The organism is Simiduia aestuariiviva, assembly GCF_014192475.1.
Lineage (GTDB): Bacteria > Pseudomonadota > Gammaproteobacteria > Pseudomonadales > Cellvibrionaceae > Simiduia > Simiduia aestuariiviva.
Genome location: NZ_JACHXZ010000004.1, coordinates 17,060 through 41,377, shown reverse-complemented (window position 1 = coordinate 41,377; position 24,318 = coordinate 17,060). Strand labels below are relative to the sequence as shown.

At 55.1% G+C, this 24,318-nt stretch carries 16 protein-coding genes; 11 read left to right on the top strand and 5 right to left on the bottom strand.

Annotated features, from left to right (window positions below; translation table 11 throughout):
• Positions 1-7: 7 nt before the first annotated feature.
• Entirely contained in the window at positions 8-601 is a 594-nt protein-coding gene (locus FHS30_RS13350) for a methyltransferase (protein ID WP_183911012.1), read from the bottom strand.
• A gap of 268 nt (positions 602-869) precedes the next feature.
• Positions 870-2,414 carry a bifunctional aminoglycoside phosphotransferase/ATP-binding protein gene (locus FHS30_RS13345; protein WP_183911011.1) on the bottom strand — a complete coding sequence of 515 codons (1,545 nt, stop codon included), beginning with the start codon at positions 2,412-2,414 and terminating at the stop codon, positions 870-872.
• A 223-nt stretch (positions 2,415-2,637) separates the two neighbouring features.
• Between FHS30_RS13345 and FHS30_RS13340 the strand changes: the two genes are divergently transcribed.
• The 9 genes from FHS30_RS13340 to FHS30_RS13300 all read left to right on the top strand — a co-directional run bounded on the left by FHS30_RS13340 (position 2,638) and on the right by FHS30_RS13300 (position 14,877).
• A complete protein-coding gene (locus FHS30_RS13340) occupies positions 2,638-3,852 on the top strand; it encodes a NupC/NupG family nucleoside CNT transporter (protein ID WP_183911010.1) in 1,215 nt (404 codons plus the stop codon).
• Between the two features lie 38 nt (positions 3,853-3,890).
• Positions 3,891-5,150 (top strand): phosphopentomutase, encoded by a 1,260-nt coding sequence (locus FHS30_RS13335; protein ID WP_183911009.1) that lies wholly within the window; start codon positions 3,891-3,893, stop codon positions 5,148-5,150.
• Positions 5,150-5,860: a purine-nucleoside phosphorylase gene (gene deoD / locus FHS30_RS13330; protein ID WP_183911008.1), complete on the top strand. Its 711-nt coding sequence runs from the start codon at positions 5,150-5,152 to the stop codon at positions 5,858-5,860. Before FHS30_RS13335 ends, deoD begins: the two co-directional genes overlap by 1 nt.
• A gap of 3 nt (positions 5,861-5,863) precedes the next feature.
• The gene (gene upp, locus FHS30_RS13325) at positions 5,864-6,490 is read left to right on the top strand and encodes a uracil phosphoribosyltransferase (protein ID WP_183911007.1); all 627 of its coding nucleotides are present in this window, start codon (positions 5,864-5,866) and stop codon (positions 6,488-6,490) included.
• Between the two features lie 98 nt (positions 6,491-6,588).
• Positions 6,589-7,905 (top strand): thymidine phosphorylase, encoded by a 1,317-nt coding sequence (deoA, locus tag FHS30_RS13320; RefSeq protein ID WP_183911006.1) that lies wholly within the window; start codon positions 6,589-6,591, stop codon positions 7,903-7,905.
• A gap of 56 nt (positions 7,906-7,961) precedes the next feature.
• A complete protein-coding gene (gene deoC, locus FHS30_RS13315; protein WP_183911005.1) occupies positions 7,962-8,996 on the top strand; it encodes a deoxyribose-phosphate aldolase in 1,035 nt (344 codons plus the stop codon).
• A gap of 9 nt (positions 8,997-9,005) precedes the next feature.
• A complete protein-coding gene (locus FHS30_RS13310; protein ID WP_183911004.1) occupies positions 9,006-11,402 on the top strand; it encodes an aldehyde dehydrogenase family protein in 2,397 nt (798 codons plus the stop codon).
• Between the two features lie 170 nt (positions 11,403-11,572).
• Positions 11,573-13,792, top strand: coding sequence for a TonB-dependent receptor (locus FHS30_RS13305; RefSeq protein WP_183911003.1), 2,220 nt, complete (start codon positions 11,573-11,575; stop codon positions 13,790-13,792).
• Positions 13,793-13,851: 59 nt separating this feature from the next.
• A complete protein-coding gene (locus FHS30_RS13300; RefSeq protein ID WP_183911002.1) occupies positions 13,852-14,877 on the top strand; it encodes a S1C family serine protease in 1,026 nt (341 codons plus the stop codon).
• A 108-nt stretch (positions 14,878-14,985) separates the two neighbouring features.
• Here the strand turns inward: FHS30_RS13300 and FHS30_RS13295 are convergent, their stop codons facing one another.
• Together FHS30_RS13295 and FHS30_RS13290 are read right to left on the bottom strand one after the other, a co-directional pair.
• Complete coding sequence (locus FHS30_RS13295) at positions 14,986-17,133, bottom strand: TonB-dependent receptor (protein ID WP_221197311.1); 2,148 nt, start codon at positions 17,131-17,133, stop codon at positions 14,986-14,988.
• Between the two features lie 234 nt (positions 17,134-17,367).
• Positions 17,368-17,952 carry a phosphoribosyltransferase gene (locus FHS30_RS13290; RefSeq protein WP_183911000.1) on the bottom strand — a complete coding sequence of 195 codons (585 nt, stop codon included), beginning with the start codon at positions 17,950-17,952 and terminating at the stop codon, positions 17,368-17,370.
• An 854-nt stretch (positions 17,953-18,806) separates the two neighbouring features.
• On the opposite strand from FHS30_RS13290, the gene FHS30_RS13285 reads away from it, so the two are divergent.
• Together FHS30_RS13285 and FHS30_RS13280 are read left to right on the top strand one after the other, a co-directional pair.
• Positions 18,807-21,923: a TonB-dependent receptor gene (locus tag FHS30_RS13285; protein ID WP_183910999.1), complete on the top strand. Its 3,117-nt coding sequence runs from the start codon at positions 18,807-18,809 to the stop codon at positions 21,921-21,923.
• Between the two features lie 238 nt (positions 21,924-22,161).
• On the top strand, positions 22,162-23,478 hold the full coding sequence (locus FHS30_RS13280; protein ID WP_183910998.1) for an endonuclease: 1,317 nt from the start codon (positions 22,162-22,164) through the stop codon (positions 23,476-23,478).
• 40 nt (positions 23,479-23,518) lie between these two features.
• Here the strand turns inward: FHS30_RS13280 and FHS30_RS13275 are convergent, their stop codons facing one another.
• Positions 23,519-24,211: a TetR/AcrR family transcriptional regulator gene (locus FHS30_RS13275; RefSeq protein ID WP_183910997.1), complete on the bottom strand. Its 693-nt coding sequence runs from the start codon at positions 24,209-24,211 to the stop codon at positions 23,519-23,521.
• Between the last annotated feature and the right edge of the window lie 107 nt (positions 24,212-24,318).

Genomic DNA, 24,318 nt, shown 5'->3' with positions numbered 1-24,318 from the left:
GATTCGCTCAGGTTACTTTGCTCAGGTTGCTTTGCTTCGGTGATGCATCGGCGATACGCAAATTTGTTGGCGGCCAATGATAAACGTAGATGGGGGTTCGGTAGATATCGTCAAGCCGTAGAGTCTTAGTGGAGGGCAATCCCGGCAGCGCGAAGGTGTTGCTCACAATGAGCATTGCACCGGTGCACTCGCTCGCCAATCGCTTGGCTAAGGCATCCATTCCCGCGGGAAACAGATAACAGAGAAGAGTTGACGCTTTGTGGATGTCTGCAGCTCTGAAATCCTTGCGATGTATCGTGAGGTTGCTCAAACCGTAAAACCTTTGCAGAAATGACGAAACCAGCCATGGCAGCCACGACAGCTCGTAGCCAATGACTTGCTGCTGAGGGAATTTTCGGGCGGCGGCGATGACTAGCGTGCCCCAACCCGAGCCGAGGTCAATCATAGGTCCATCGGCGGGCTGCTGTATTTCGGCGAGCATGGCTTGGCGGGCTTTGGCTGAACTCATCATGGGTGAAATGCCCGTTGTTAGCGTGCTCCACAGGATGGAGATGGCGGCTAGCAGGATGATTGTCGGCAGGATGAGTTCGAGAGATGTCATGTTATTGGTCTGCTAGATGCGATTGCCGAGCATGGCGTCCACAGTGGGTAGCATTTGCTGTTTTTTAAATTGTCGCCACAAAGGCCTGGCCTCCCTGTTTTTATTTGCTCGTCCAGCTCCCATTCCCACACCCACTCCCACTCCCACTCCCACTCCCACTCCTACTCTTTACTTTAGTGTCATTGCCAATGAGGCTGCCTGAAAATAAAAAAGCGACCGAAGTCGCCTTTAACGTAAACAGTTAATTAATGGGTGTCTATAAACGACGTTATTTATGCGTGAGTGCCGCCACCAGTTCATCGCTCACCGGTTGCGTGGTATCGATTGCAACGGCGAAGGCTTGTTCCGCGTGGGTTAGGGGTTGGTAGTGGCGTTGCTGTTGTTCCATCACCGCAATGCCCGCCTCGGAGGCGTCTTGACCCTCTGTTTGCCGCTGGGCGAGGCGGGCGCGCACGGTTGCGTCCGGCGCCTCACAAACTGCAATGCGGACTGGTACGGCCAGCGCTTCGGCCAGCGCCAGCGCCGGCGCGCGATCGCTCTCGCGCAGGAAGGTGGCGTCTAGTATGCAGCTGAAACCGGCGTTGAGCACATGGCGCGCTTGCGCCGTGATTTGCTCGAGTGTTTGTGTGTTGGCCTCGGCGGAGTAGATGTCTTGTTCCGGCAGGCTCGCCTGTTCTGGATTGAGGTTAAAGAGGCGCTTGCGCTCGACGTCGGAGCGAATGGCGATGGCGCCGGTGCGCTCGCACAGGGCTTGGGCCAGGGTGCTTTTGCCGGTGCCCGAAACCCCGTGCATTAAGGTGAGGCTGGGCTGTGTGCTGCCGGTGTAGCTCAGTGCTTGGCCAAGATAGTGACGGAAGCTGTCGAACACGGGCGAACTTAGCAGCGACTGGTCATCGGGGCTAAATTGCATCAGCGTAACTTTGGCGCGCACGGTGGCGTAGTAGCTGCGGTACATGTCCAGCAGTGCCAAGCTCAGGTAGTCGCCACTGTATTCTAAGTAGCTGTTCAGTAGTCGACGGGCTTCAGCTGGCGCGCCGCGGGCGATCATATCCATGGTGATAAAGGCGATTTCAGCCACGGTGTCCATGATGCGAAAGCCGGGGTTGAATTCGATGCAATCGAAAAACCGGATATTGCCGTCTACCAAGGCGATGTTGCCCAAGTGCATGTCGCCGTGCAGGTCTTTCACAAAACCATCGCGCAGCCGCTGCTGCATGGTGGCTTCGAGCGCGCCGTAGGCCGCAGTGGTGGCCTGATTCAGTTGTGCCAGTTGTGCGCGCTCGGGCCCTGGCAGTGGGTAGGCGCCGATCTGCTCAAAATTCTGGATCATTGCCGCTTCAAGGGTTGCCGGGGTGCCGGCACCCTCGGTGGGGAACAGCGGCGGGAGTTGGGCGTAGGTATCGGCCAGCTGGCGACCGATGGCGCGAATAAGGTCGCTGGTTAATTCGCCCCGTTGATAGATGGCGTCTAATAACTGGTGTTGGTCGAACTGTCGCATCTTGACGGCGTAATCGAGCGTGTCGCCGGTGCCGCCCATGTGGGGCGCTGCCTCAGTGCCGGTAATGGCGGTTAATTCGATGTACAGCTCAGGCGCAAAACGCTGGTTTAAGCGGATTTCATCGGCGCAAAACCCGCGGCGTTTGTCTAGGCTGCTGAAGTCGAGGAAGCCAAGGTCGAGGGGCTTTTTGATCTTGTACGCGAATTCACCGGTGAGAATCACCCAGGAAATGTGCGTCTCGATCAACTGCAGATCGGCGACGGGGTGATTGAAGGCCTCTGGGCGCATCAGAGCCTTGATGGAATCGGCATGCATGGGCTGAACTCTTGCTGGGACATAAAATGGAAGGGGATTGCACGGTGGATAGACCGCCGCGAGCGCAATGCTACCCCAATCGACCTTGGTTGACACCTAAAGGGGGAGTCTATAACCTTCGTTTAATTCGCTTAAACGATTAAGTCGTCATGTTCAGTGGTGCGCTCAGGCGCTGCCAGCAACCCAATTTACGTCGAATAAAATTAAATAATAAGGTGAAAAGATGGGCATTTTAGGAGTAGTAGCGTTATTGGCGATTGCCTATCTGCTGTCGGATAACCGCAGGGCCATCAACCTGCGCACGGTAATTGGCGCGTTTATCTTGCAGGCCAGTTTCGCGGCATTAGTATTGTATGTGCCTTGGGGTAAGGAAGCGCTCGCTAGCGCTGCAGCCTCGATACAGCATGTGATCGACTACTCCAATGACGGCATTAACTTCCTATTTGGCGGCTTGGCGAGCGACTCCATCGGCTTTGTCTTCGCCATTCGGGTGCTGCCGGTGATCGTGTTCCTGTCGGCATTGATGGCGGTGCTTTACTACATTGGCGTAATGCAGCGGGTTGTGGAGTATTTGGGTGGCGCGGTGCAGCGCTTGCTGGGTACCTCGCGCACCGAGTCGCTATCGGCGGCGGCCAACATTTTTATGGGGCAGACCGAGGCCCCCTTGGTGGTGCGGCCATTCATTGGTCGCATGACCGATTCCGAATTATTCGCGGTAATGGCCGGCGGTTTGGCCTCCATTGCTGGCGCGGTTATGGCGGGTTATGCGGCCATGGGCGTGGAGTTGAAATACCTGATTGCGGCCAGTTTTATGGCGGCGCCCGGTGGCCTATTGATGGCTAAGATTATTAAGCCGGAAACAGAGACGCCCAAAATTGACGATGTGACATCGGCCTCGTTCGATGAAAGCGATAAGCCAGAAAACGTGATTGATGCCGCTGCCGGCGGCGCGCTGACCGGCATGAAGCTGGCCATGAACATCGGTGCCATGTTGGTGGCATTTATCGCCTTGATCGCCCTGCTGAACGGCATGCTGGGCGGAGTGGCGGGCTGGTTTGGCATTGAGAATCTCACCCTGCAGCAGTTGCTGGGCTGGATACTTTCGCCACTGGCGTTCCTCATGGGCGTGCCGTGGAGTGACGCCGTCGCTATGGGCAGTTTAGTGGGCCAGAAATTGGTGCTGAATGAATTCGTGGCCTACATCGACTTGATTGGCGTGCGCGACACCTTGTCGGCACAAACGCAGGTGATTGCCACCTTTGCGCTATGTGGTTTTGCCAACTTGTCGTCCATCGCCATTCTATTGGGCGGCTTGGGAGGCATGGCGCCCGAGCGCCGGCACGACATCGCGCGCATGGGGTTAAAAGCCGTTGCCGCAGGCACGCTGTCGAACTTAATGAGCGCCACGCTGGCGGGCCTGTTTATCGGTCTGGCCTAAGCGGGCACCGGGTCGCTTAGGCCCGAAGGAGAGGTAACATGAAACGCGCAATTTTTTTGGTATTGGATTCGTTCGGGGTGGGTTACACCGAAGACGCCCACACCTTCGGTGATACCGGTGCCGATACCTTGGGCCACATTGCCGAGCGCTGTGCCGAGGGGCGCGCAGACGAAGGCCGCAAGGGCCCGTTAACGCTGCCTAATTTGACGCGTCTAGGCTTGATGCACGCCGCCCGCGAAAGCCGTGGCGAATTTCCCGCCGGTACCGATACCAATATTCGTGTTGAGGGGGCCTTTGGTCACGCGGCTGAATTGAGTAGCGGTAAAGATACCTCGTCCGGACACTGGGAGATGATGGGGGTGCCGGTGATGTTTGATTGGGGTTATTTCACCGACAAGCAAAACAGTTTTCCGCAGGCGCTGTTGGACGCATTTGTGGAGCGCGCAGGCCTGCCTGGCGTGCTGGGTAATTGCCACGCCTCGGGCACAGAAATTATTGCGCGCTTGGGCGAAGAGCATCGCGCCACGGGCAAGCCCATCGTCTACACCTCCAGCGACAGCGTGTTCCAAATCGCCGCCCACGAAGACAGTTTTGGCTTGGATCGGCTGCTGGAAATTTCCCAGATTGCGTTTGAATTGCTGGCCGACTACAACATTTGTCGCGTCATCGCGCGCCCCTTTGTGGGCGAAGATAGCGCGACCTTTAAACGCACCGGCAATCGTCGCGATTTCTCTGTGACGCCCCCAGCCCCCACGTTATTGGATCGCCTTGTGGAAGATGGCGGCGAGGTGTTGGCGGTGGGGAAAATTTACGACATCTTTGCTGGCCAAGGCATTAGCAAGAAGATTAAAGCCACCGGTTTGCCCGCCTTATTTGATACCACCATGGCGGCGCTCGACGAGGCCGGTGACCGCAGTGTTGTGTTCACCAATTTTGTGGATTTTGATTCTGAATACGGCCACCGTCGCAACGTGCCCGGCTACGCCGCGGCGCTCGAATATTTTGATGGTCGCCTGCCGGAATTGCTGGCCAAACTTCAAAAAGATGATTTGCTGATCATTACTGCCGATCACGGCTGTGACCCCACATGGCCCGGTTCAGATCACACCCGCGAACACGTGCCGGTGCTGGCCTACGGCGCGGGCTTGCGCGCCGGCTCCCTAGGCCGCCGCACCACCTTTGCCGATATGGGCCAAACGCTGGCCGATCATTTCGGCTTGGCGCCCTTGAGCCACGGCACCAGTTTTTTGGGCCTCGCGCCCACCACCACTCCGACTGATTCTGAGGTACACCCTTAATGACTCCCCACATCAATGCCAAGGCTGGCGATTTTGCCGAAACGGTTTTAATGCCCGGCGATCCACTGCGCGCAAAATACATTGCCGATAATTTTTTACAGGGCGCGCGCCAAGTGACCGACGTGCGCAACATGCTGGGCTTTACCGGCGAATACCAAGGCAAGCGCATTTCCGTGATGGGTTCAGGCATGGGCATTCCGTCGGCATCCATCTACGCGCGCGAACTCATGGGCGAGTATGGCGTTAAGTCCATCATTCGCGTGGGCAGCTGCGGCGCGGTGAGTGAGGATATCAACCTGCGCGATTTGGTAGTGGGCATGGGCGCGTGCACAGATTCAAACGTGAACCGTGTGCGCTTTAAAGGTTACGACTACGCTGCTATCGCCGACTTCGATCTGCTGGAAAAAGCCGTTGCTGCAGCCCGCAAACGCGAGCTCAACGTGCGCGTCGGCAACATCTTTTCCGCCGATTTGTTTTACACGCCCGACACCGAAATGTTTCAAGTGATGGCCAAGTACGGTGTGCTGGGTGTAGAGATGGAAGCCGCCGGCTTGTACAGCGTGGCCGCCGAAATGGGCGCCAAGGCACTGGCCATTTGCACCGTGACCGACCACATTCTGCGGGGCGAGGCCATGGCCGCCGCCGATCGCCAAACTTCCCTGACTGACATGATTGAGCTGGCGCTCGAATGCGCTTTGCAAGAGGACTAAGCCATGAACGTGCATGAAATTCGACACCCGCTGGTATGCCATAAGCTTGGAAAAATGCGCGAGGGTGGCATCAGCACGCTGCGCTTTCGTCAGCTCGCCGGTGAAGTGGGCGCGCTGCTTACCTACGAAGCGACGCGCGATTTAGAGTTGGAGTCCTATGAGTTGGACGGCTGGAATGGCCCCGTGCAAGTGGAGCGTATCAAAGGTAAAAAATTCACCGTTGTGCCAATTTTGCGCGCCGGTCTCGGCATGCTCGACGGCGTATTGGAGCTGGTGCCCAACGCAAAAATTTCCGTGGTGGGAATTTATCGCAATGAAGAAACGCTGGAGCCGGTCACTTATTTTGAAAAATTGGCGCCCGATATTGGCGACCGTTTGGCGTTGATTGTCGATCCAATGCTGGCCACCGGTGGCTCAATGATTGCCACTATTGATCTGTTGAAAAAGCACGGTTGCACGAGTATTCGCGCACTGGTGTTGGTGGCGGCGCCCGAGGGCGTGCAAAAGGTCAACGAGCTGCACCCAGATGTAGAAATTTTTGCGGCGAGTGTCGATGACGGCTTGAACGAGCAGGGTTACATCCTGCCGGGCCTGGGCGATGCTGGCGATAAAATTTTCGGCACCAAGTAACGTTTTATACCGCGCGCTGCGCGGGTTTCCGTACAGCCTTGCCCGCGGGGATGCCGGCATTGCTGTACGATTTTTATTTGCTATGTAAGGAAGTACAAATGCTTGTTCAGGACATCATTCGCCGCAAGCGCGACGGCCAGCCAATGAGCACGGCTGAAATTGAATTTTTTGTGCGCGGACTCACCGACGGCAGCATTTCCGAAGGCCAAGTTTCGGCACTGGCCATGGCCATCTATTTTCGCGATTTAAATTTGGATGAAAACGTCGCACTTACGCGCGCCATGCTGAATTCCGGCACTACCTTGCAGTGGCAATCGCTGGCGTTAAATGGCCCGGTGTTAGACAAACATTCCAGCGGCGGCGTGGGCGACAAAGTGTCGCTGATGTTGGCGCCCATGTTGGCCGCCTGCGGCGCTTACGTGCCCATGGTGTCTGGTCGTGGCCTGGGTCATACCGGCGGCACACTCGATAAGCTCGACAGCATTCCCGGCTACAACTCAGTGCCCGGCAATGAGCGTTTGCAAGAAGTAGTGGCGCAAGTGGGTTGCGCAATTGTCGGTCAAACCGAGACCTTGGCGCCGGCCGATCGCCGTTTTTACGCCATTCGCGATGTCACCGGCACGGTGGAAGCGCTGGCGTTGATTACCGCCTCTATTTTGTCGAAAAAATTATCCGCTGGCCTCGACGGCTTGGTAATGGACATTAAAACCGGCAGTGGCGCCTTTGCCGACACGCTAGAAAAAGCCCAAGACTTGGGTGGCCGCATTGTCAAAGTGGGCACCGGTTTGGGCTTGCCCATCGCCGCGGTCATTACCGATATGTCACAAGTGCTCGGCACCACCGCCGGCAATTCTGTGGAAGTGCGCGAAACCCTCGATTATTTGACGGGCAAGTCTCGCGAAGCGCGTTTGCATGACAACGTGTTGGCGCTCGGTGAAGATTTATTGGTGTTGTCGAAATTGGCGCCCAACGCTGAAGCGGCGCGCAAGCAATTGCAGGACAGCCTCGACAGCGGCCGTGCCACCGAGATTTTTGCGCGCATGGTGCGCACCTTGGGTGGTCCCGGCGATTTGGTGGAAAACACCGACGCCTATTTAGAAAAGGCCCCGGTTGTGGTGCCTGTGTATGCCGACCAGGCTGGATATTTGGCCACGATGGATACCCGCTCTGTGGGTAACGCCGTGGTAGAACTGGGCGGTGGACGCCGTCGCGTAGAAGATCGTATCGACCCTGCGGTGGGGCTCACCGACGTGGCGCATCTCGGTCAAGCGGTTGGGCCGGACGCGCCCATCGCGTGGGTGCACGCGCGCGACAAGGCCGCTGCCGACGCGGCCGGCGCGCGCATTCGCGCCGCCGTTACATTGAGTGAAAGCCCGGTTGATAGTGGGTCGGTAATTTTGCAGCGCATCGGTTAAACGACGCGCAAACGATTGAAACAACCCGTGCTAATCGGGCAACACGAGAGAGCATCATGACAGCTGTTAAGAAAAAAACGGCCGCCGCCAGCGCAAAAAAGCGCAGCAATGTAGTGGCGCCACTGTTTGCGTCGCGGGCCATCGCCGAGCGCAACCCGGGCACCGAATTTAACGCCCGCTGGTTGACCGATATCGCCATTAACCAGAGTGCCGTTGAGCGTCGCATTGCGACGCTGAAAGGCCGTCGGTCAGTTAAAAAAGCGTGGCAGTCGGCGTGGTTGTTGCGAGCGATCAGCTGCATTGATCTCACGACGCTGTCGGGTGATGACACGCCGGGTCGGGTAAAGCGCTTGTGTGCCAAGGCGCGCAACCCCGTGCGCGCAGATATCATCGACGCGCTGGGCGCGCAGTCGTTGAACGTCACCACCGGTGCCGTGTGCGTCTATCACGTCATGGTGGAAGAGGCGGTGGCGGCGTTGGCCGGTAGCGGTATTCCGGTGGCGGCTGTGTCCACGGGCTTTCCCGCCTGTATGGCGCCCATTGAAACGCGCTTGGCAGAAATTCGCGCATCGGTTGCCGCCGGTGCCGCAGAAATTGATATCGTCATTTCCCGTCGCTATGTGCTCAACCAGCAGTGGGACAAACTCTACGACGAAGTGCGCGCCTACCGCGAAGCCTGTGGTGACGCGCGCATGAAAACCATCATCTCCACGGGTCAGTTGGCGACGCTCACTAACGTGGCCAAGGCGTCCATGGTGTGCATGATGGCGGGCGCTGATTTCATCAAAACGTCTACCGGCATGGAATCGGTGAATGCCACCTTGCCCGTGAGTTTGGTGATGGTGCGCATGATTCGAAAATATTTTGAATTGACCGGTTTTAAAGTGGGCTTCAAACCCGCTGGCGGCATCAGCAAGGCTAAAGATGCGCTGGATTATTTGGTCATGATTAAAGAAGAACTGGGTGTGGGATGGTTGAACGCGGCCTTGTATCGCTTTGGGGCGTCGAGCCTTTTGGGCGATATCGAGCGCCAGCTGGAACACCAGGTTACCGGTTGTTACTCCGCCAGCCACCGCCACCCACTCGCCTAGGAATTTCCCATGAACATTGAACAGATCTTTAACGATATGAGCTACGGACCCGCGCCTGAAGACAACACAAAAGTCGTTAGCTGGTTAGCCGACCATAAAAAAGGTTTTGGCTTATACATTGATGGCCAGTGGCAGAAACCGGCGTCGGGAAAGTACTTTGACAGCGTCAATCCCGCCACCGGCGACAAGCTGGGCAAAGTGGCCCAAGCCAATGACAAAGACGTCAATGCCGCCGTGGCCGCCGCACGTGCCGCGCAACCCGATTGGTTTGGATTAGGTGGCCACGGTCGCGCGCGCTACCTCTATGCCATAGCGCGCCTGCTCCAAAAGCATTCGCGCAAACTGGCCGTGCTGGAAACCATGGATAACGGCAAGCCCATTCGCGAATCGCGCGACATCGACGTGCCCTTGGCCATTCGACACTTTTATCACCACGCCGGTTGGGCGCAGCTCATGGCAACTGAGTTGCCCGATCACCAGCCCGTAGGTGTGGTGGGTCAAATCATTCCGTGGAATTTTCCACTGTTGATGTTGGCCTGGAAAATTGCACCGGCCTTGGCAGCGGGTAACTGTGTGGTGTTAAAGCCTGCGGAATTCACCAGCTTAACCGCCATCATGTTTGCGGAGCTGTGTGCAGAGGCGGGCCTGCCCAAGGGTGTGGTGAACATCGTTACCGGCGACGGCAGCACCGGTGAGCTGATCGTAAAACACGACGACATCAACAAGCTGGCCTTTACCGGCTCCACCGAAGTGGGTCGTATTTTGCGTCGCGCCACCGCCGGCACCGGTAAAAAATTGACACTCGAGCTGGGCGGCAAGTCGCCGTTTATCGTCTTCGATGACGCCGATCTCGACAGTGCGGTTGAAGGTTTAGTAGACGCCATTTGGTTCAACCAGGGCCAGGTGTGCTGTGCCGGTTCGCGCTTGCTAGTGCAAGAGGGCGTGGCCGAGCAAGTGATCGAAAAATTGCGCGTGCGCATGCAAAGCCTGCGCGTGGGTAACCCCCTCGATAAAGCCGTGGACATGGGTGCCATTGTGGATCCAAGTCAGCGCAATCAAATTGCGGCCTTGGTTGAGCAGGGCGTCTCGGAAGGTGCCAGCCTGTATCAACCCGATATCGACATGCCTGCCAACGGTTGCTTCTATCCGCCAACCTTGCTGACCGATGTGGACAGCAGTAATACCGTGGCCAATGTGGAAATTTTTGGCCCCGTGCTGTCGGTGCTGACCTTCCGCACGCAGCAAGAAGCCGTGGCACTTGCCAACAACACGCGCTACGGATTAGCTGCCAGCGTCTGGTCGGAAAATATTAACCGTGCACTGGATGTTGCGCCGCAAATTAAAGCGGGTGTGATTTGGGTGAACACCACCAATCAATTCGACGCCGCCTGCGGCTTTGGTGGCTACCGCGAATCGGGCTTGGGCCGCGAGGGTGGGCTCGAAGGTTTGTACGAATACCTGAAGCCTAAAACCTTTACCCTGAGCCAAGAAAAACCCGCCGGTAAAGTCAGCGCCAGCAAGCCAGCGGGTAACTTGCCGGCCGTGGATCAAACCACAAAATTCTACATTGGTGGCAAGCAGGTTCGCCCCGATGGCGGTGCAAGCTTGCCCGTTGTGGGCGCCGATGGCTCCGTGATTGGACTCGTGGGCGATGGCAACCGCAAAGACATTCGCAACGCCGTTGAAGCCGCCAATGGCGCCGCCGGTTGGAGCGGAGCCAGCGGTCACAATCGCGCGCAAATTTTGTATTTCCTGGCGGAAAACTTGAGCTACCGCGCCGATGAATTTGCGCGTCGTTTAGCGCAAAGCACGGGCCATGCCGCCGCGCGCTGTATGCAAGAGGTGGATGCCACCGTAGAGCGCCTGTTTTACTACGCAGCCTGGGCCGATAAGTACGAAGGTCGCGTGCACCAGCCGCCCATGCGCGGCATCACGCTCGCCATGAATGAGCCCTTTGGTGTGATGGGCGTTGTGTGTCCCGATAATTCACCATTGTTGTCGATGGTGTCACTGCTAGCGCCGGCGATCGCCATGGGCAATCGCGTGGTGATGCTGCCATCGGAGCAGCACCCGCTCTTGGCTACTGACTTCTATCAGTTGCTGGAGACCTCCGACGTGCCGGGTGGGGTGGTCAATATCGTCACCGGTGAGCGGGATGTCTTGGCGAAAGTTTTGGCGGAGCACTTGCAGGTGGATGCACTCTGGTATTTCGGTTCTAAAGAGGGCAATGGGATGGTTGAACTCGCCTCGGTGGCCAACCTCAAGCGCACCTGGGCGCAGGGCGGCGCGCAATACGATTGGTTTGCGCCAGATACCCAAGGCCAGCGCTTTTTGCAGGAGGCCTGTCAGGTGAAAAACATTTGGGTGCCCTATGGCGACGCCATACAAACCGGCGGTGGCTACTGATCACCCTTGTGCTTAAATTAACTTAATTAACAGGCCTTCGGGCCTGTTTGCTTGTGTGTGTATCAGTCTAATGGTAGAAAGTTAACCGATTAACTTGAGGCAATTCGGGTCGCCCGAGCTTTGAGTCCTGCTTTTATAACATCTCAAAATATAACGATGAGGAAGAGACCATGAGCAGCCAGCAAAACGCCACGCGCCGCTTTACCCGTGCGACCTTGGGTGTCGCTATCGCGGCCACCATGGCGGCCACCGCCGTCCAGGCCCAAGATGAGTTCATTCTGGAAGAAGTAATTATCACCGCTCAAAAGCGGCCACAGGGTTTGCAGGAAGTGCCTATTTCTGTTGCGACGCTGTCCGGTGATCGCATGGACGCTATCTTTTCTGATGGCTCCGATATCATGGCGCTCGCAGCCCGCGTGCCCGGTTTGTACGCAGAATCCTCTAACGGCCGCGCGTCGCCGCGCTTTTACATTCGCGGCTTGGGCAACGTCGATTTTGACTTGGCAGCCTCTCAGCCCGTGTCGGTGGTGATGGACGACGTGGTCATGGAGAACGTGGTACTGAAAAGTTTCCCACTGTTCGACGTGCGCCAAGTAGAAGTTGTGCGCGGCCCACAGGGCACGCTCTTTGGTCGCAACACCACCGCCGGTGTGGTGAAGTTCGATACCCGTCGCCCGACGTTTGAATCCGAAGGCTTTATTAACCTAACCGCAGGTACCTTGGGTACCCGCAATCTGGAAGGCGCTTACGGCGGTGCCTTGATAGAAGACAAGTTGGCTGCGCGGGTATCGGTTTTGTCCCAGCAGCGCTCGGATTGGGTGGACAACGGCTTCACCGGTGAAAAAGATGCCATGGGTGGCTTCACTGAAAACGCGATTCGCGGTCAATTGTTGTGGACCCCCTCGGATGACTTCAGTGCGTTGCTGAGCCATCAAGACCGCGACTTGAGCGGCACATCATCCATGTTCCGCGCCAACGTATTCACCACGGGGCAGTCTGGCTTAAATGAAAACTTTGATCGCGACGTCGTTCAATACGACGATGGCGACAATAACCCACAGGGCGTCGATGGCTCTGGCACCAGCCTGAAGTTGGAGTGGGATTTCGGTGAAACCGCCTTTACCATGATCTCCTCTTACCAGCGCGCCAACAGCTTTAGTAAAGGCGATATCGACGGCGGCAATCCAACCGGTCCAGGTTTTATTCCCTTCCAGGCCGTGACTGAAGATCGCGCCAAGGTGTCGCAGTTTACCCAGGAAATGCGCTTGGCCAGTGACTACGATGGCCCATTTAACTGGCAGGCGGGTGGTTTCTATTACGACGCCTCGCTGGATGTCACCACGGTCGATGGTTTCTTCGGGCAAACCACTGTCACGCACGAAAACACCACCTGGGCCGTGTTTGGTCAGGGCACCTACGACATGAGCGACGACTGGGATGTAAGTCTTGGCCTGCGCTACACCTACGATGAAAAATCATTGACCGTGGGCGAGCAAAACGTCGACGGCTTTGCACTCGTGATCGATGTGGCATCCATTCAAACCTATGAGCCCGTTGAAGTGGATGATGGCCGCATGGGTTGGGAAATTGCCACTAACTACCAGCTAAGCGATCAGAGCAGCGTGTTTGGCCGCATTGCCAACGGTTTCCGTGCGCAGTCTATTCAAGCGCGCGATGTGGCGTTTGAAGGGATGCCATCAGTTGCCGACGCAGAAACCATTACGTCCTTCGAGTTGGGCTACAAGGCCGATCTGATGGATCGTCGCATGCGCGTTAACTTGGGCACTTTCTACTATCAGGTGAATGACATTCAGTTGTCTGCCATTGGTGGTGCCAACAACGGCAACAGCCTGCTGAATGCGAAAAAAGGCGTTGGCTATGGTTTTGAAGCGGATCTGGAGTTTGCGATCACCGAAAACTTCATCACCACCGCAGGTATTGGCTACGCCAAAACAGAATTGCAAGATAAGACCCTTGCCACGGCTCCCTGTGGTTCTGGTCAGTGCACTGTACTTGATCCACTCAATGGCGATGGCAACGCAATGCTGGATGGCAACCCCTTCCAAGCGGCACCTGAGCTGACCGCTAACTTAACCTTGCGCTACGCGATTCCCGTTGGCAACGGTGAGCTCTACGCGTTTACTGATTGGGCCTATCAAGGCGATACCAACATGGCGCTGTATGAGTCTGTGGAGTTTCAGACAGACGGCCAGTTCGAAGGCGGTATGCGCTTAGGTTTTATCAATGACAACAGCGGTTATGAAGTGGCACTGTATGGCCGCAACATCACCGATGAGGAAAACGTGAAGGGCTTTATCGACTTCAACAACAACACCGGTTTTGTCAATGAGCCGCGCACTTATGGTGTAGATTTCCGCATGGATTTCTAAGGTTTAAACGTACTGCAATAGGCCCGGTTCTCCGGGCCTTTTTTTATGGGTGGATAACAATGAAAATATATGCACTGTTGATAGCGCTGTACGCCCTCGGGTTCGCGAGCCACAGCACGGCTCAAGATTGGCAGGCGGTGGCGAATAGAGTTGCACCAGCCATGGTCAGCGTGACCGCGGTTGGCGAACGACAGCAACCCGAAATGCCTGAGGAGTTAAAAACGTTTTTTGGTGAGCGCTTAGGAGCCAAGCGGTCTGCAAGAACCAATGGCAGTGGTTTTTTCATCAGCGCCGATGGACTCATTCTCACGGCTTTTTCAACCATCGAGAACGCGAAGGAGGTGCTGGTTGTCACCCATGACCAACGTCGTTTCCGCGCAGAGGTTGTTGGGGCCAATGCGTTATTAGATATCGGCTTGTTAAAAGTTCCGGCAAGTGGGCAAGTGGCCGTTGCGCTGGCGCCTACAGAGCCGATGGCAGTAGGCTTGCCCGTGGCGACCATGGGCTTTCCTTTTGACCTGGGGCTTTCGTTTACTGCGGGCGTCGTTAGCTCAATTGATCAGTACGCCAATGCCGATGGCAAACCCTACATTCAGGCCACGCTATATACCAATCGCGGTCAGGCGGGTGGGCCCTTGTTGAATGCATCAGGTGAGGCCGTTGGTGTAATCAGCGCCATCATGACCGACGGCCCACAATTTAGTGGCATTTCGCTGTCTACTCCCATCGCATTCATACAGGACGCTTTACCGGCGCTGAAACAGGGTGCGTCATGGGCGCGGCCAGTGATTGGCCTAGCCGGTTCCGATGTGTGGTTACAGTCGGGCAGTGAAAAATTTGAACGCTTAAATGTTGTGATCACAGAGGTGGTTGCCCGCGGGCCTGCCGCGCGCGCTGGAATACTCGCCGGCGATAGGGTGACGGCCTTTGCCGATCAACCCATTAAACATTGGCTGCAGCTTGCTGCATTGGTGGCGCGCAGCACGCCGGGGCAGGCATACACCGTTCAGGTTGTTCGCGATGGCAAATTAATGAAATTCAACTTGGTGCCGGAGCTTCCATCCAAAACTGAAACGGCAAATTGAGGCGAGTATTGCTGCGCTAAAACGTCCTGCCCTGTGCAGTATTACTACTTCTTGTCGGGCAAAAAAAAGCCCCGCAGTGCGGGGCTAAGTACGGAATTGCGCGAGCAATTAGAAATCTTTACTCAGGCGAACACCAAACTCGCTGGCATCGTTACTGAGCATCACCAGTACATAATCACCGGTGTTTAAGCGCGCATTGTCGTAGCGCTCGTCAGTGATATTTTTGCCGTACAAACTGGCAGACCAGTTGTCCACGTCGTTGCGATAGGTAATGTCCACATTAATGAGTGAGCGGCTGTCGAGTTTGGTAAAGCGGCCCGGATCTTTGCTGGGCTCGCCGTACATTTCACTGCGGTAGGACCAGTCAGCACGGAAGCTCAGTTCGCCGGAATCCATAGCCATGGTGTACTCAGGGCTAATGGATACGGTCAGCTCGGGCGTCAGCGGCGCGGCGGCTTGTTGGTCATCGACGTCGGCGTTAATGTAGCCCAGGGTTGAGTGCAACATAAAACCGTCGGTGACCGCTAAACTGCTTTCCCATTCGATGCCCTGTGAAGTTTGATCAACGAGCAAGTTGCGTGTTTCGAAACCGCCGCCGCTGGTTGTGCTTACTTGGTAGGGCAAGTCATTGTAAATGGTGTGGAACAACGACAAACTCATTTTCAAGTTGTCGAGTGGTGTACCTTTGATGCCCACCTCATAGTTCAGCGCGGTGACGTTGTCGTTGGCCTCAAAACAGTTGGGACGGCTAAGTTCACCAGAGCCAAAATCGAAGCTGCCGATCAGGCAGTAGGGGCGCGCGGGATACTGGCCAGAGGTATAGCCACTTTGAATGGTGGCATAACCGTTAAGGTTTTCGCTGATGTCGTAATTGGCCGCCAATTCCCAGCTGGTTTCGCTCCAGTCGCGTGTATTGGTTTCCTCGATGGTTTCAAACAAGATGGTGTGCGCGGTTTTCTCGTCTTGGGTGTAACGCAAGCCGCCAGACACGCGCAGCTTATCGTTGACGTGATAGCCGACGTTGCCGTAAATGGCAGTGCTTTCCAAGCTCTGCTCCAAAAAGAAGTCGCTCGGCGCACCGCCGTTAAAGACGGTGTCGTCCTGGAAGTTGTGGCCGTCTTCTTCAAAGAAATAAAGACCGGTTACAAAGTCCCAGTCGCCCATGTCGCCATCCAGCTGAAACTCAATGGAGCGCTGATCCGCTTCGCCTTCTTCAGGGAAGGACAAAAAGTCTGCTTCAATGCTGTCGTCATCCAGACCCGAGGTGTACTCGGAGTGGCGGTCGCTAAACAGCAACTTGCTGTGCAGCGAGTCGGAAATGTCGTAATCCACGGTGACGGAGAAACCCGAGGCTTTGTTGGTGACTTCCGTTTGATTGAGCTGGCCGGTGGCGTTGTCGTAAGGGTCTGCAGCACGATCGCTATTGCGATAGCCCGCTTGATACACGGCGCCGTTCGGCAGCTCGTCAATCAATGTGGTGTAAGGGCGCAAACCGTTCTTGCCATCGTTGCCATCGGCGGCAAACAAAATGGACAGTTTGTCGGTTGGGGTCCAGCGCGCGGCGACGCGACCAGAGAAATCTTGCAGTTCGCCCACATCCATATCAGCGCCGGGCAGATTGGTGAATTCCCCTAACCCATCTCGGCTTTGGTAGGCCAGGCTGCCCGATACGGCAAAGCTGTCAGACAGCGGCGCGCTGGCATAGATGTCGGCATTGAAGCGACCGCGCGTACCGACCTGAGTGCCCAAGTGCACTTCGGCTTCTTCGCCGGGAGCGCGGGTAATGATGTTGATAGCACCACCAATGGAGTTGCGGCCGTACAGCGTGCCCTGTGGGCCACGCAAGACTTCGACGCGCTCAATATTAGACAGGCTCCAGTTCTGACCCACTTGGCGGCCAAGATAAACGCCATCCACGTACACGCCCACACCTGGATCGGTGGTGATCAAGTGGTCTTGTAAGCCAATGCCGCGAATGAAGGCATTGTTGGAGGAGGTGTGCCCCGCCGAAAAGCCGGTGATGTTGAGGTTGGGTACAAATTTACCGATATCGGTCAGGTCGCTAATGCCCTGCTTTTCCATTGTGTCGCCGGAAAAGGCGCTGATGGCTACGGGCACTTCATAAATGCTTTGTTCGCGCTTCTGTGCGGTGACCACGACTTCTTCAAAGATGGTGTTGGCTTCATCGGTCTGGGCCCAGCTCACGCTGGAGGCCACGGCCAGTGCAATACCGGCAACTATAGGTTTGGTGTGCATCGTAGACATCCTCTTGGAGTTATTGTGTGAATCGTCAAAGGGTGCTGTGTTTGCACCCGCGTACCGAAAACTTGTCTGGTCGGTTAAGTTATTGGGCGGTCGGATAGGTGTCAAGCAAATTGTCGTTGGCGGGTTGGAAATTGGTCTAGTAGCGGAGCGGCGTTGGCTCCATTGCGGAGCCAACGAAAAGAGATGAGATCACCGGGTGGTATCCCGGAGCATCACATCACATCGCTATTTACTTTCGTTGCGGGCCTGCATCAACTGCAACAGTTGGTCCTTCACATGGCCCAGCTCTGGTTTGTGGTCGCGAATCTCTTCCAGCGTCAAGCCATGCAGCTCGTGGGGGAACACCAGCCACTGATCGGTTTGATGGATGTAGAAATCAGGGTCTTGATCCGTTTGGTTGTTGCCGGGTTTGAAATAAGGGGTGGCGACTTTGATGTCCGGTGTATTGCGACGGCACAGGGCTTTCAGGTCTTTGATGGCCTGCTGAATGCTCAGGCCCGAATCGTAGACGTCATCCACGAACAGCACTGAATCTTCGGGGTTCACCTTCTGAACCAAGTAATTAAGGCCGTGCACCACAACGGTGCGGCTGCGCTCGCCGATGCCCGTGTAGGACGAGGTGCGAATGGCGATGTGGTCTGTTTTGACATCCAGCACATCGAGCACTTCCTGAACGGCGATACCCACGGGGGCGCCACCGCGCCACACGCCCACAATATAGTTGGGGCGATAACCGCTCTCATATATCTGCAAACCCAGCTGCAGGGAATCGACCAACAATTGTTGGGCGCTGATATAGGTTTTCTCCATGGTGGCTCCCTCGGAAAAAATCGGCGAATGTACACCAGTGTGGTTAAAAAGCAACCGCCTGATAAAAATTAGCGGTAAGTCTGCGTGAGTCGGGACCGCAGCGCAATAAATCTTAGCTTAATCGCGTTGCTATGGGCTTAAAATTAAGTTGATTAAAAGGTGAAATGCGCACTGACTGCCAGGCCTTGCGGATTAATTGCTGACCAACTGGTTATTGGGTTAAGTGGGAGGCAATGTGCGCTGCAGGCCTCGTCTTGCAGGGGTTTGATAACTGGGTAAAGGCCGCCGCAGCTGAGCGTGGCCCCGTGGCGGGCAAGCCCGCTGTCAAATAAAGCTTGTTAGCGCGGTCAGCTATTGCTGCAGTTGACGGCTTATGGGGGCAGGGCATGGGCGCCGGTGCTGCCCTAGGGGCCGGTCAATAGGGCCTGATACTAGGCTGGTGCCCAGTTGGGCTAGCATGTGGGGTTGTTACAGGTGCGCCGCAGGAGCGGCTTTACCAAAACCTGACCGCTTGCATGGCGATGGTATTTCGCGCACACAATTAGGGGGCCGCTATCTCTATCTCCAATTTCAGTTAAAAAAGCTAAATTAAGCTCACTTTTAATTGATATGATTCGAACGTCATACGTCTGTCACATAGCGCGGGGAAAATCCTCGCCTAGACATAAGTTTGACCATGTGGTCAGATTAGTGCGCCCCCGGTAGGTGGGTGTGGAAGGAGAGAGCCGCACGCGCTTGGAATGTGAGTGGTATCCACCGGCTGCATGATCTGGCAACACAGCAAAACAACACTAATGGGCAGTTGTTTCAGGCCTGATAAAGATAAACCCAAGCATAGACAGAGGGTGAACTACATGAGCTTCACAAACTTAACTCGCAAGCCATTGGCGCTTAGCGTGCTGCTGGCGCTGGGCGGCGCTGAAGCGCTCGCGCAGGATACTTCTTCCGGCATTCGCGGTCTGGTTACTGGCCCAGACGGCAGCCCTGCGGCCAATACCCGCGTGGTGATTTTGCACGAACCATCAAACAACACCACAGAAGTGGTTACCAATGACTCGGGTCGTTTTACCGCGAATGGTCTGCGCGTAGGTGGCCCCTACAAGATCGTCGTAGATTCCAACGTCTATCAAGATGCCCAATACGAAGACATTTTCCTGAAGCTGGATGACACCTTCCGCTTCACCGCTGCTCTGCAGGCCGGTAGCTTGGAAGAGGTTGTGGTGACAGCTGAGCAAATGCTGCGCGATCGCAACTCCGGTACCTCAAGCGTATTTGGCGCAGACACTATTGCAACCTCTGCTTCTATGGACCGCGACATCAAAGATTTGGTGCGCATGAACCCATTGGCCGTGGTACACCCTGGTTCAGACAGTGAGCTGTCTGTTGCTGGTATGAACCCACGTTTTAATAGCTTGACGGTTGACGGTATCAGCCAGAACGATGATTTCGGTTTGAACTACAACGGTTACCCAACCCGTCGTTCTCCTGTGTCGACTCAGGCCCTTGAAGCGATCTCTTTGGACACCACGCCCTACAATGTGCGTGCCAGCGGCTTCTCTGGTGCCCAGATCAACGCGGTAACCAAATCTGGCGACAACGATTTCCACGGTTCTGTGTTTTATGAAACGCGCTCCGACTCGCTGGGCGGCACTGCTGAGCCAGACGGCCAGAAGGGCGAGAAAGTAGACATGGACTACGAGAAGACCAACTGGGGTGCCACCTTCAGCGGTCCGTTAATGCAAGACAAGCTGTTCTTCTTCACCAGCTATGAGAAGTATGAGTCGCCTACCGCGCAAGAGTGGGGCCCCGAGGGCGCCGGTCTGGCCAACAGCGTAAACCTGAGCGAAGCCGGTTACGATGATATTCGCGCAGCCATCAACGATACCTATTCACTGGATGTGGGCGATTGGCGTGCCAGCCCTCAGGAAGAGGATGAAAAGTTATTGATCAAGCTGGATTGGAACATCAGCGACGATCACCGCATGTCGTTGACTCACCAGTACACCGAAGGTAACTCACTTGAGTTTTCCAGCTCGCGCTCCTATCAGTTCTATAGCGCCGGTGGCGCTTATAACAAAACTGAAACGCTGCAGAACTGGGCTGTGCAAGTTTACTCTAACTGGTCGGACACCTTCTCTTCTGAGTTGAGCGTTAACTACAAAGACGTTGTGACCGAGCAGGTCTCCTTGAATCATGGCATGCCTTCGATTGTAGTGGACCACGAAGATACCGATGTGTTTTTGGGGTCAGATCCAAACCGCCACGGCAATGAGCTGACCAACGAGCGCATTGGTGTCGAGTGGGTGGGCGAGTTGTTGATGGACGACCACACCGTGTCGTTCGGCGCCAAGTACGATCAATTTGATGCGTACAACCTGTACGTGTACAACGCCAACGGCACCTTCGAGTTCGACAGCCTTGCTGATGTTGTTGCAGGTAATGCAACGGTTTCTTACTCCAATGCCTACACCAACGTTAAGCAGGATGCGGCTGCCAATTTAAGCATGGCCACGGTCAGCCTGTTCGCGCAAGATACATGGGCACTGTCACACGATTTCGAAGTGACCTACGGCCTGCGTTACGAAACCATCGGTGCAAGTGAAGCGCCAAACGCCAATGCCAACTTTGCAGCAACTTACGGTTTTTCTAACCAAGAAAACTTGGATGGCGCGTCTATCCTGTTACCGCGCATCGGTTTCACCTGGGATGTGCAAGACGACTTGCGTGTGAAGGGCGGTGTGGGTCGCTTCTCTGGTGGTCAGCCCAATGTATGGTTGGCTAACTCTTGGAGCAACGACGGTGTTACCTACGTTAGCGCAGGTTACAACGACTACACTGGCTTGACGTCGCTGGCGATCCCTGCCGATATGTTGCTGAGTGCAGCTGATCGCGGCAATGGTTCCACCAACGTTATCGATCCAAACTTTGATTTGCCTTCAGATATCCGCATGAGCATGGAAGTTGAATATCAGCTGCCATACGAAGTGGATATGAGTGCAACTTATACCTACATTAAGCAGGAAAATTCTGTGCAGTGGGTAGACTTGGCGCGTGAGCAAGTGGGCACAACCGTTGATGGCGGTCGCAAGATTTATGCGATGCAGCGCGGCAACGATTACGATCTGATGCTGACCAACGCGGATGACAATGGCAACAGCCAGATCTTCACCACGTCTTTGTTCAAGCAGTGGGACAATGGCCTAGCGGCTAACTTCTCCTACACGAATCAGAACATCAACGAAGGCACCTACGGTGGCAGTTCTACCGCGCACTCAAACTTCCGTTACGCACCCACCATTAACCGTAACGAAATCACCATGGGTACCGGTAACTACCAAGTTGAGCATCGCTTTGTACTGAACTTAAACTACAACACTGAGTTAGTTGATGGCTACCGTTCGACCTTCAATCTGTACATGCAGCGCCGTTCAGGCAAGCCGTTCAGCTGGACACTGGGCGCTTACCGCGATGACGATTTAGGCGATCAGTCTAAGTTCAGCAGCATCAACAACTACCTGCCTTACATTCCAAGTGGCGCAGATGATCCAGCGATGAATTTCGATGATGGCCTGAGCTATAACGAAATCATGGAAATTGTTAACGCTGCGGGACTTGCTCAGTACGCTGGTGGTTACGTGCCAAAGAACGTCGGTACACAGCCTTGGCAGACCCAAATGGACCTGAAATTTACCCAGGAAATCCCGGGCTTTATGGAAGGTCATCGCGGTGTGCTTGAGTTCACTGTGCACAATGTATTGGACTTCATGAACGATACCGGTATCTACGAAAACAATCTGGGCGCGATTCGCTACAAGCGTTTCAACGATCAGGCTTTGGTAGATTACGATGTGGTTGACGGTCAGTACATTTACGACGAAGCCTTCGGCGGAACTAACCTGGACAACTACGACTTCTACGATGCAGAAGCCTCGACCTGGGCGCTGAAACTTGGCGTTCGCTACGAGTTCTAATCGACGTTTGTAGCTTTAAATAAACCCCGGCCCTGTGTCGGGGTTTTTTTTAATCTATTGTTAGTAGAAATTTAGGGAGTGGTCATTAGGTTGACGCAATTGCGCGTTAGTCTGCCAGTGAGGTGCTAGGGAGTGGTTTGATGGCGCCTGCATTTGCATATTGGTTTTTACGGTTGTATCTGCAATGGCGTTGGGGTGGTTATCAGCGCTCGGCTTTTAACTTTGAAAGGCAAAAACAATGAATAAAAAAATAGCGATTCTCCCATTGGTTTTCTTTGGCTGGCTGTGTTGTTCGGCCGCTAGTTTTGCGACAGTGGTCAATGGCGATTTTGAGGCGTGGACGGGTTCTGCACCCGACAGCTGGACCACTATAGATTCGGGTATCAGTGTTTCAAAATCGACGTCCGTTGTGCACGGCGGCTCCGCGGCCGCAGCCGTTGCGGTCAATACGGCGACCCAGGGCTCTACGGATTTTCGCCAGTCGGTGAGCGTTGCCGCGGGTGAAACCTACAATTTTTCGGTGTGGGTTCGACACACAGAAGGCGGCGTAAAGGCGCGCCTTTATGTCAACGGCTACTTAAACTATTCCGACAATAATCTATTGAATCAATGGCAACAGCTGAGTTACAGCTATGTGGCCAGCACCAGTGGCACTATTGAAGTGGGCTTGCGCTTTTACGATCAAGCGGGCTTCGATGGCTCTGAAGTTGTTTACGTGGATGACTTCGGCCCAGTAACCGGCGGTGGTTCTGGTGGCGGTTCAGGCGGTGGATCCGGTGGCGGTGCAGGCGGCTACTACGATTCGGTGCAAGGCTTAAGTGGCTATGCCCTTAAAAGCGCATTGCACAATTTGATTAAAGATCATAACCCGCAGGGTTATTCGGCCTTGTGGAGCTTCTATTCAGCCCATGAGCTCGACACCTATTATGAAAATGATGGCAGCATATTGGACATCTATTCCGAGCAACCCTCAGCGGCTGATCCCTACAACTATACGCCCGTCACCAATCAGTGCGGCAACTACTCGGGTGAAGGTCATTGCTATAACCGCGAGCACAGCTTTCCGCGCTCTTGGTTTGGCGGTGCCATTGAGCCGATGAATTCAGATGTACACCATATCTTTGCCACAGACGGCTATGTCAATGCCATGCGTGGCAGCTACCCCTATGGCGAAGTGGCCAGCATTACTTCCACGTCCAGCAGTGGCAGTCGCTTGGGCGATGGCCAGTTGAGTCAAGGCTATACCGGTACAGTGTTTGAGCCGATCGATGAGTTTAAAGGTGATCTGGCGCGCGCCTACTTTTACATGGCGACGCGCTACGAAAATGTGATTGGCAGCTGGCAGACCAACAGCAGCTATGGCGACGCCGTGCTCAATGGCACTAGCAGTCAGGTATTCGAAACCTGGATGCTGCACGTGCTGATTGATTGGCACAATGCCGACCCGGTGAGCCAAAAGGAAATTGATCGCAACAATGCGGCCCACGATTACCAAGGCAATCGCAACCCATTTGTGGATCATCCGGAATACGTGCAATCAATTTGGGGTAATTAGAAATAGTCGCGGCGCCTGAGGGCGCCGCGTTGCTATCTGGCTAGCCCTTTAGGTGCGGGGGCGTTAAGCCGCAGCCAGTTAAAATCACTTGGCTCAAAAAGTTGGCAATATTTTCAACCATGTCGTGCTCATATTCGGCGCGATTCATAATGGTCAAGACTTGCGTGTCGAAGTCGGCGTAGTGCTGAGTGGACGACCAGATTAGAAAAATCACCTGCACGGGATCGACCTTGCCCATTCGGCCTTGGGCAATCCAGCTCTCCATGACTTGGGCGCGAGCGCGCACCCAGGTGCGCATGTCAGAGCGAAAGTAGTCTTTAAGGTGGGGTGCGCCCTGAATCACTTCCATGGCAAATAATTTAGACGCGCGCGGGTGAGAGTAAGACAGCGCCACCTTTTTGCGAATGAAGGCGTCCAGCGCCTCGGCTGGATCGTCGTCCTCTGTGATGGTGTCGAAAAAATCGTTCCAGAGGGTGATGATATTGTTCAGGATGGTAACGTACAGATTGGATTTACTTTTGAAGTAATAGTGCACGTTGGCTTTCGGTAGTCCGGCGCGATCGGCAATGGCTTGAATGCTGGCGCCCCGAAATCCGTGCTGCACAAATTCTTCTTCCGCGGCGCTCAAAATATTGGCGAGGTTGTCCTCGCGAATTTTGCCGGCCTTGTATTTTCCGGTGGGAGTTTCCGTTGGATCGAAATCCTGTCCTTTGTCGATCATTGGCTTGGTCATGTACTTTTTCGGTGATTTAGATAGTTGAGGCCTATGCCGGCCCCACTTTATACCATATCCATCCAATCTGGGTGACTTTGTGGGCTGAGGGGTTGTTGGGCTATGTG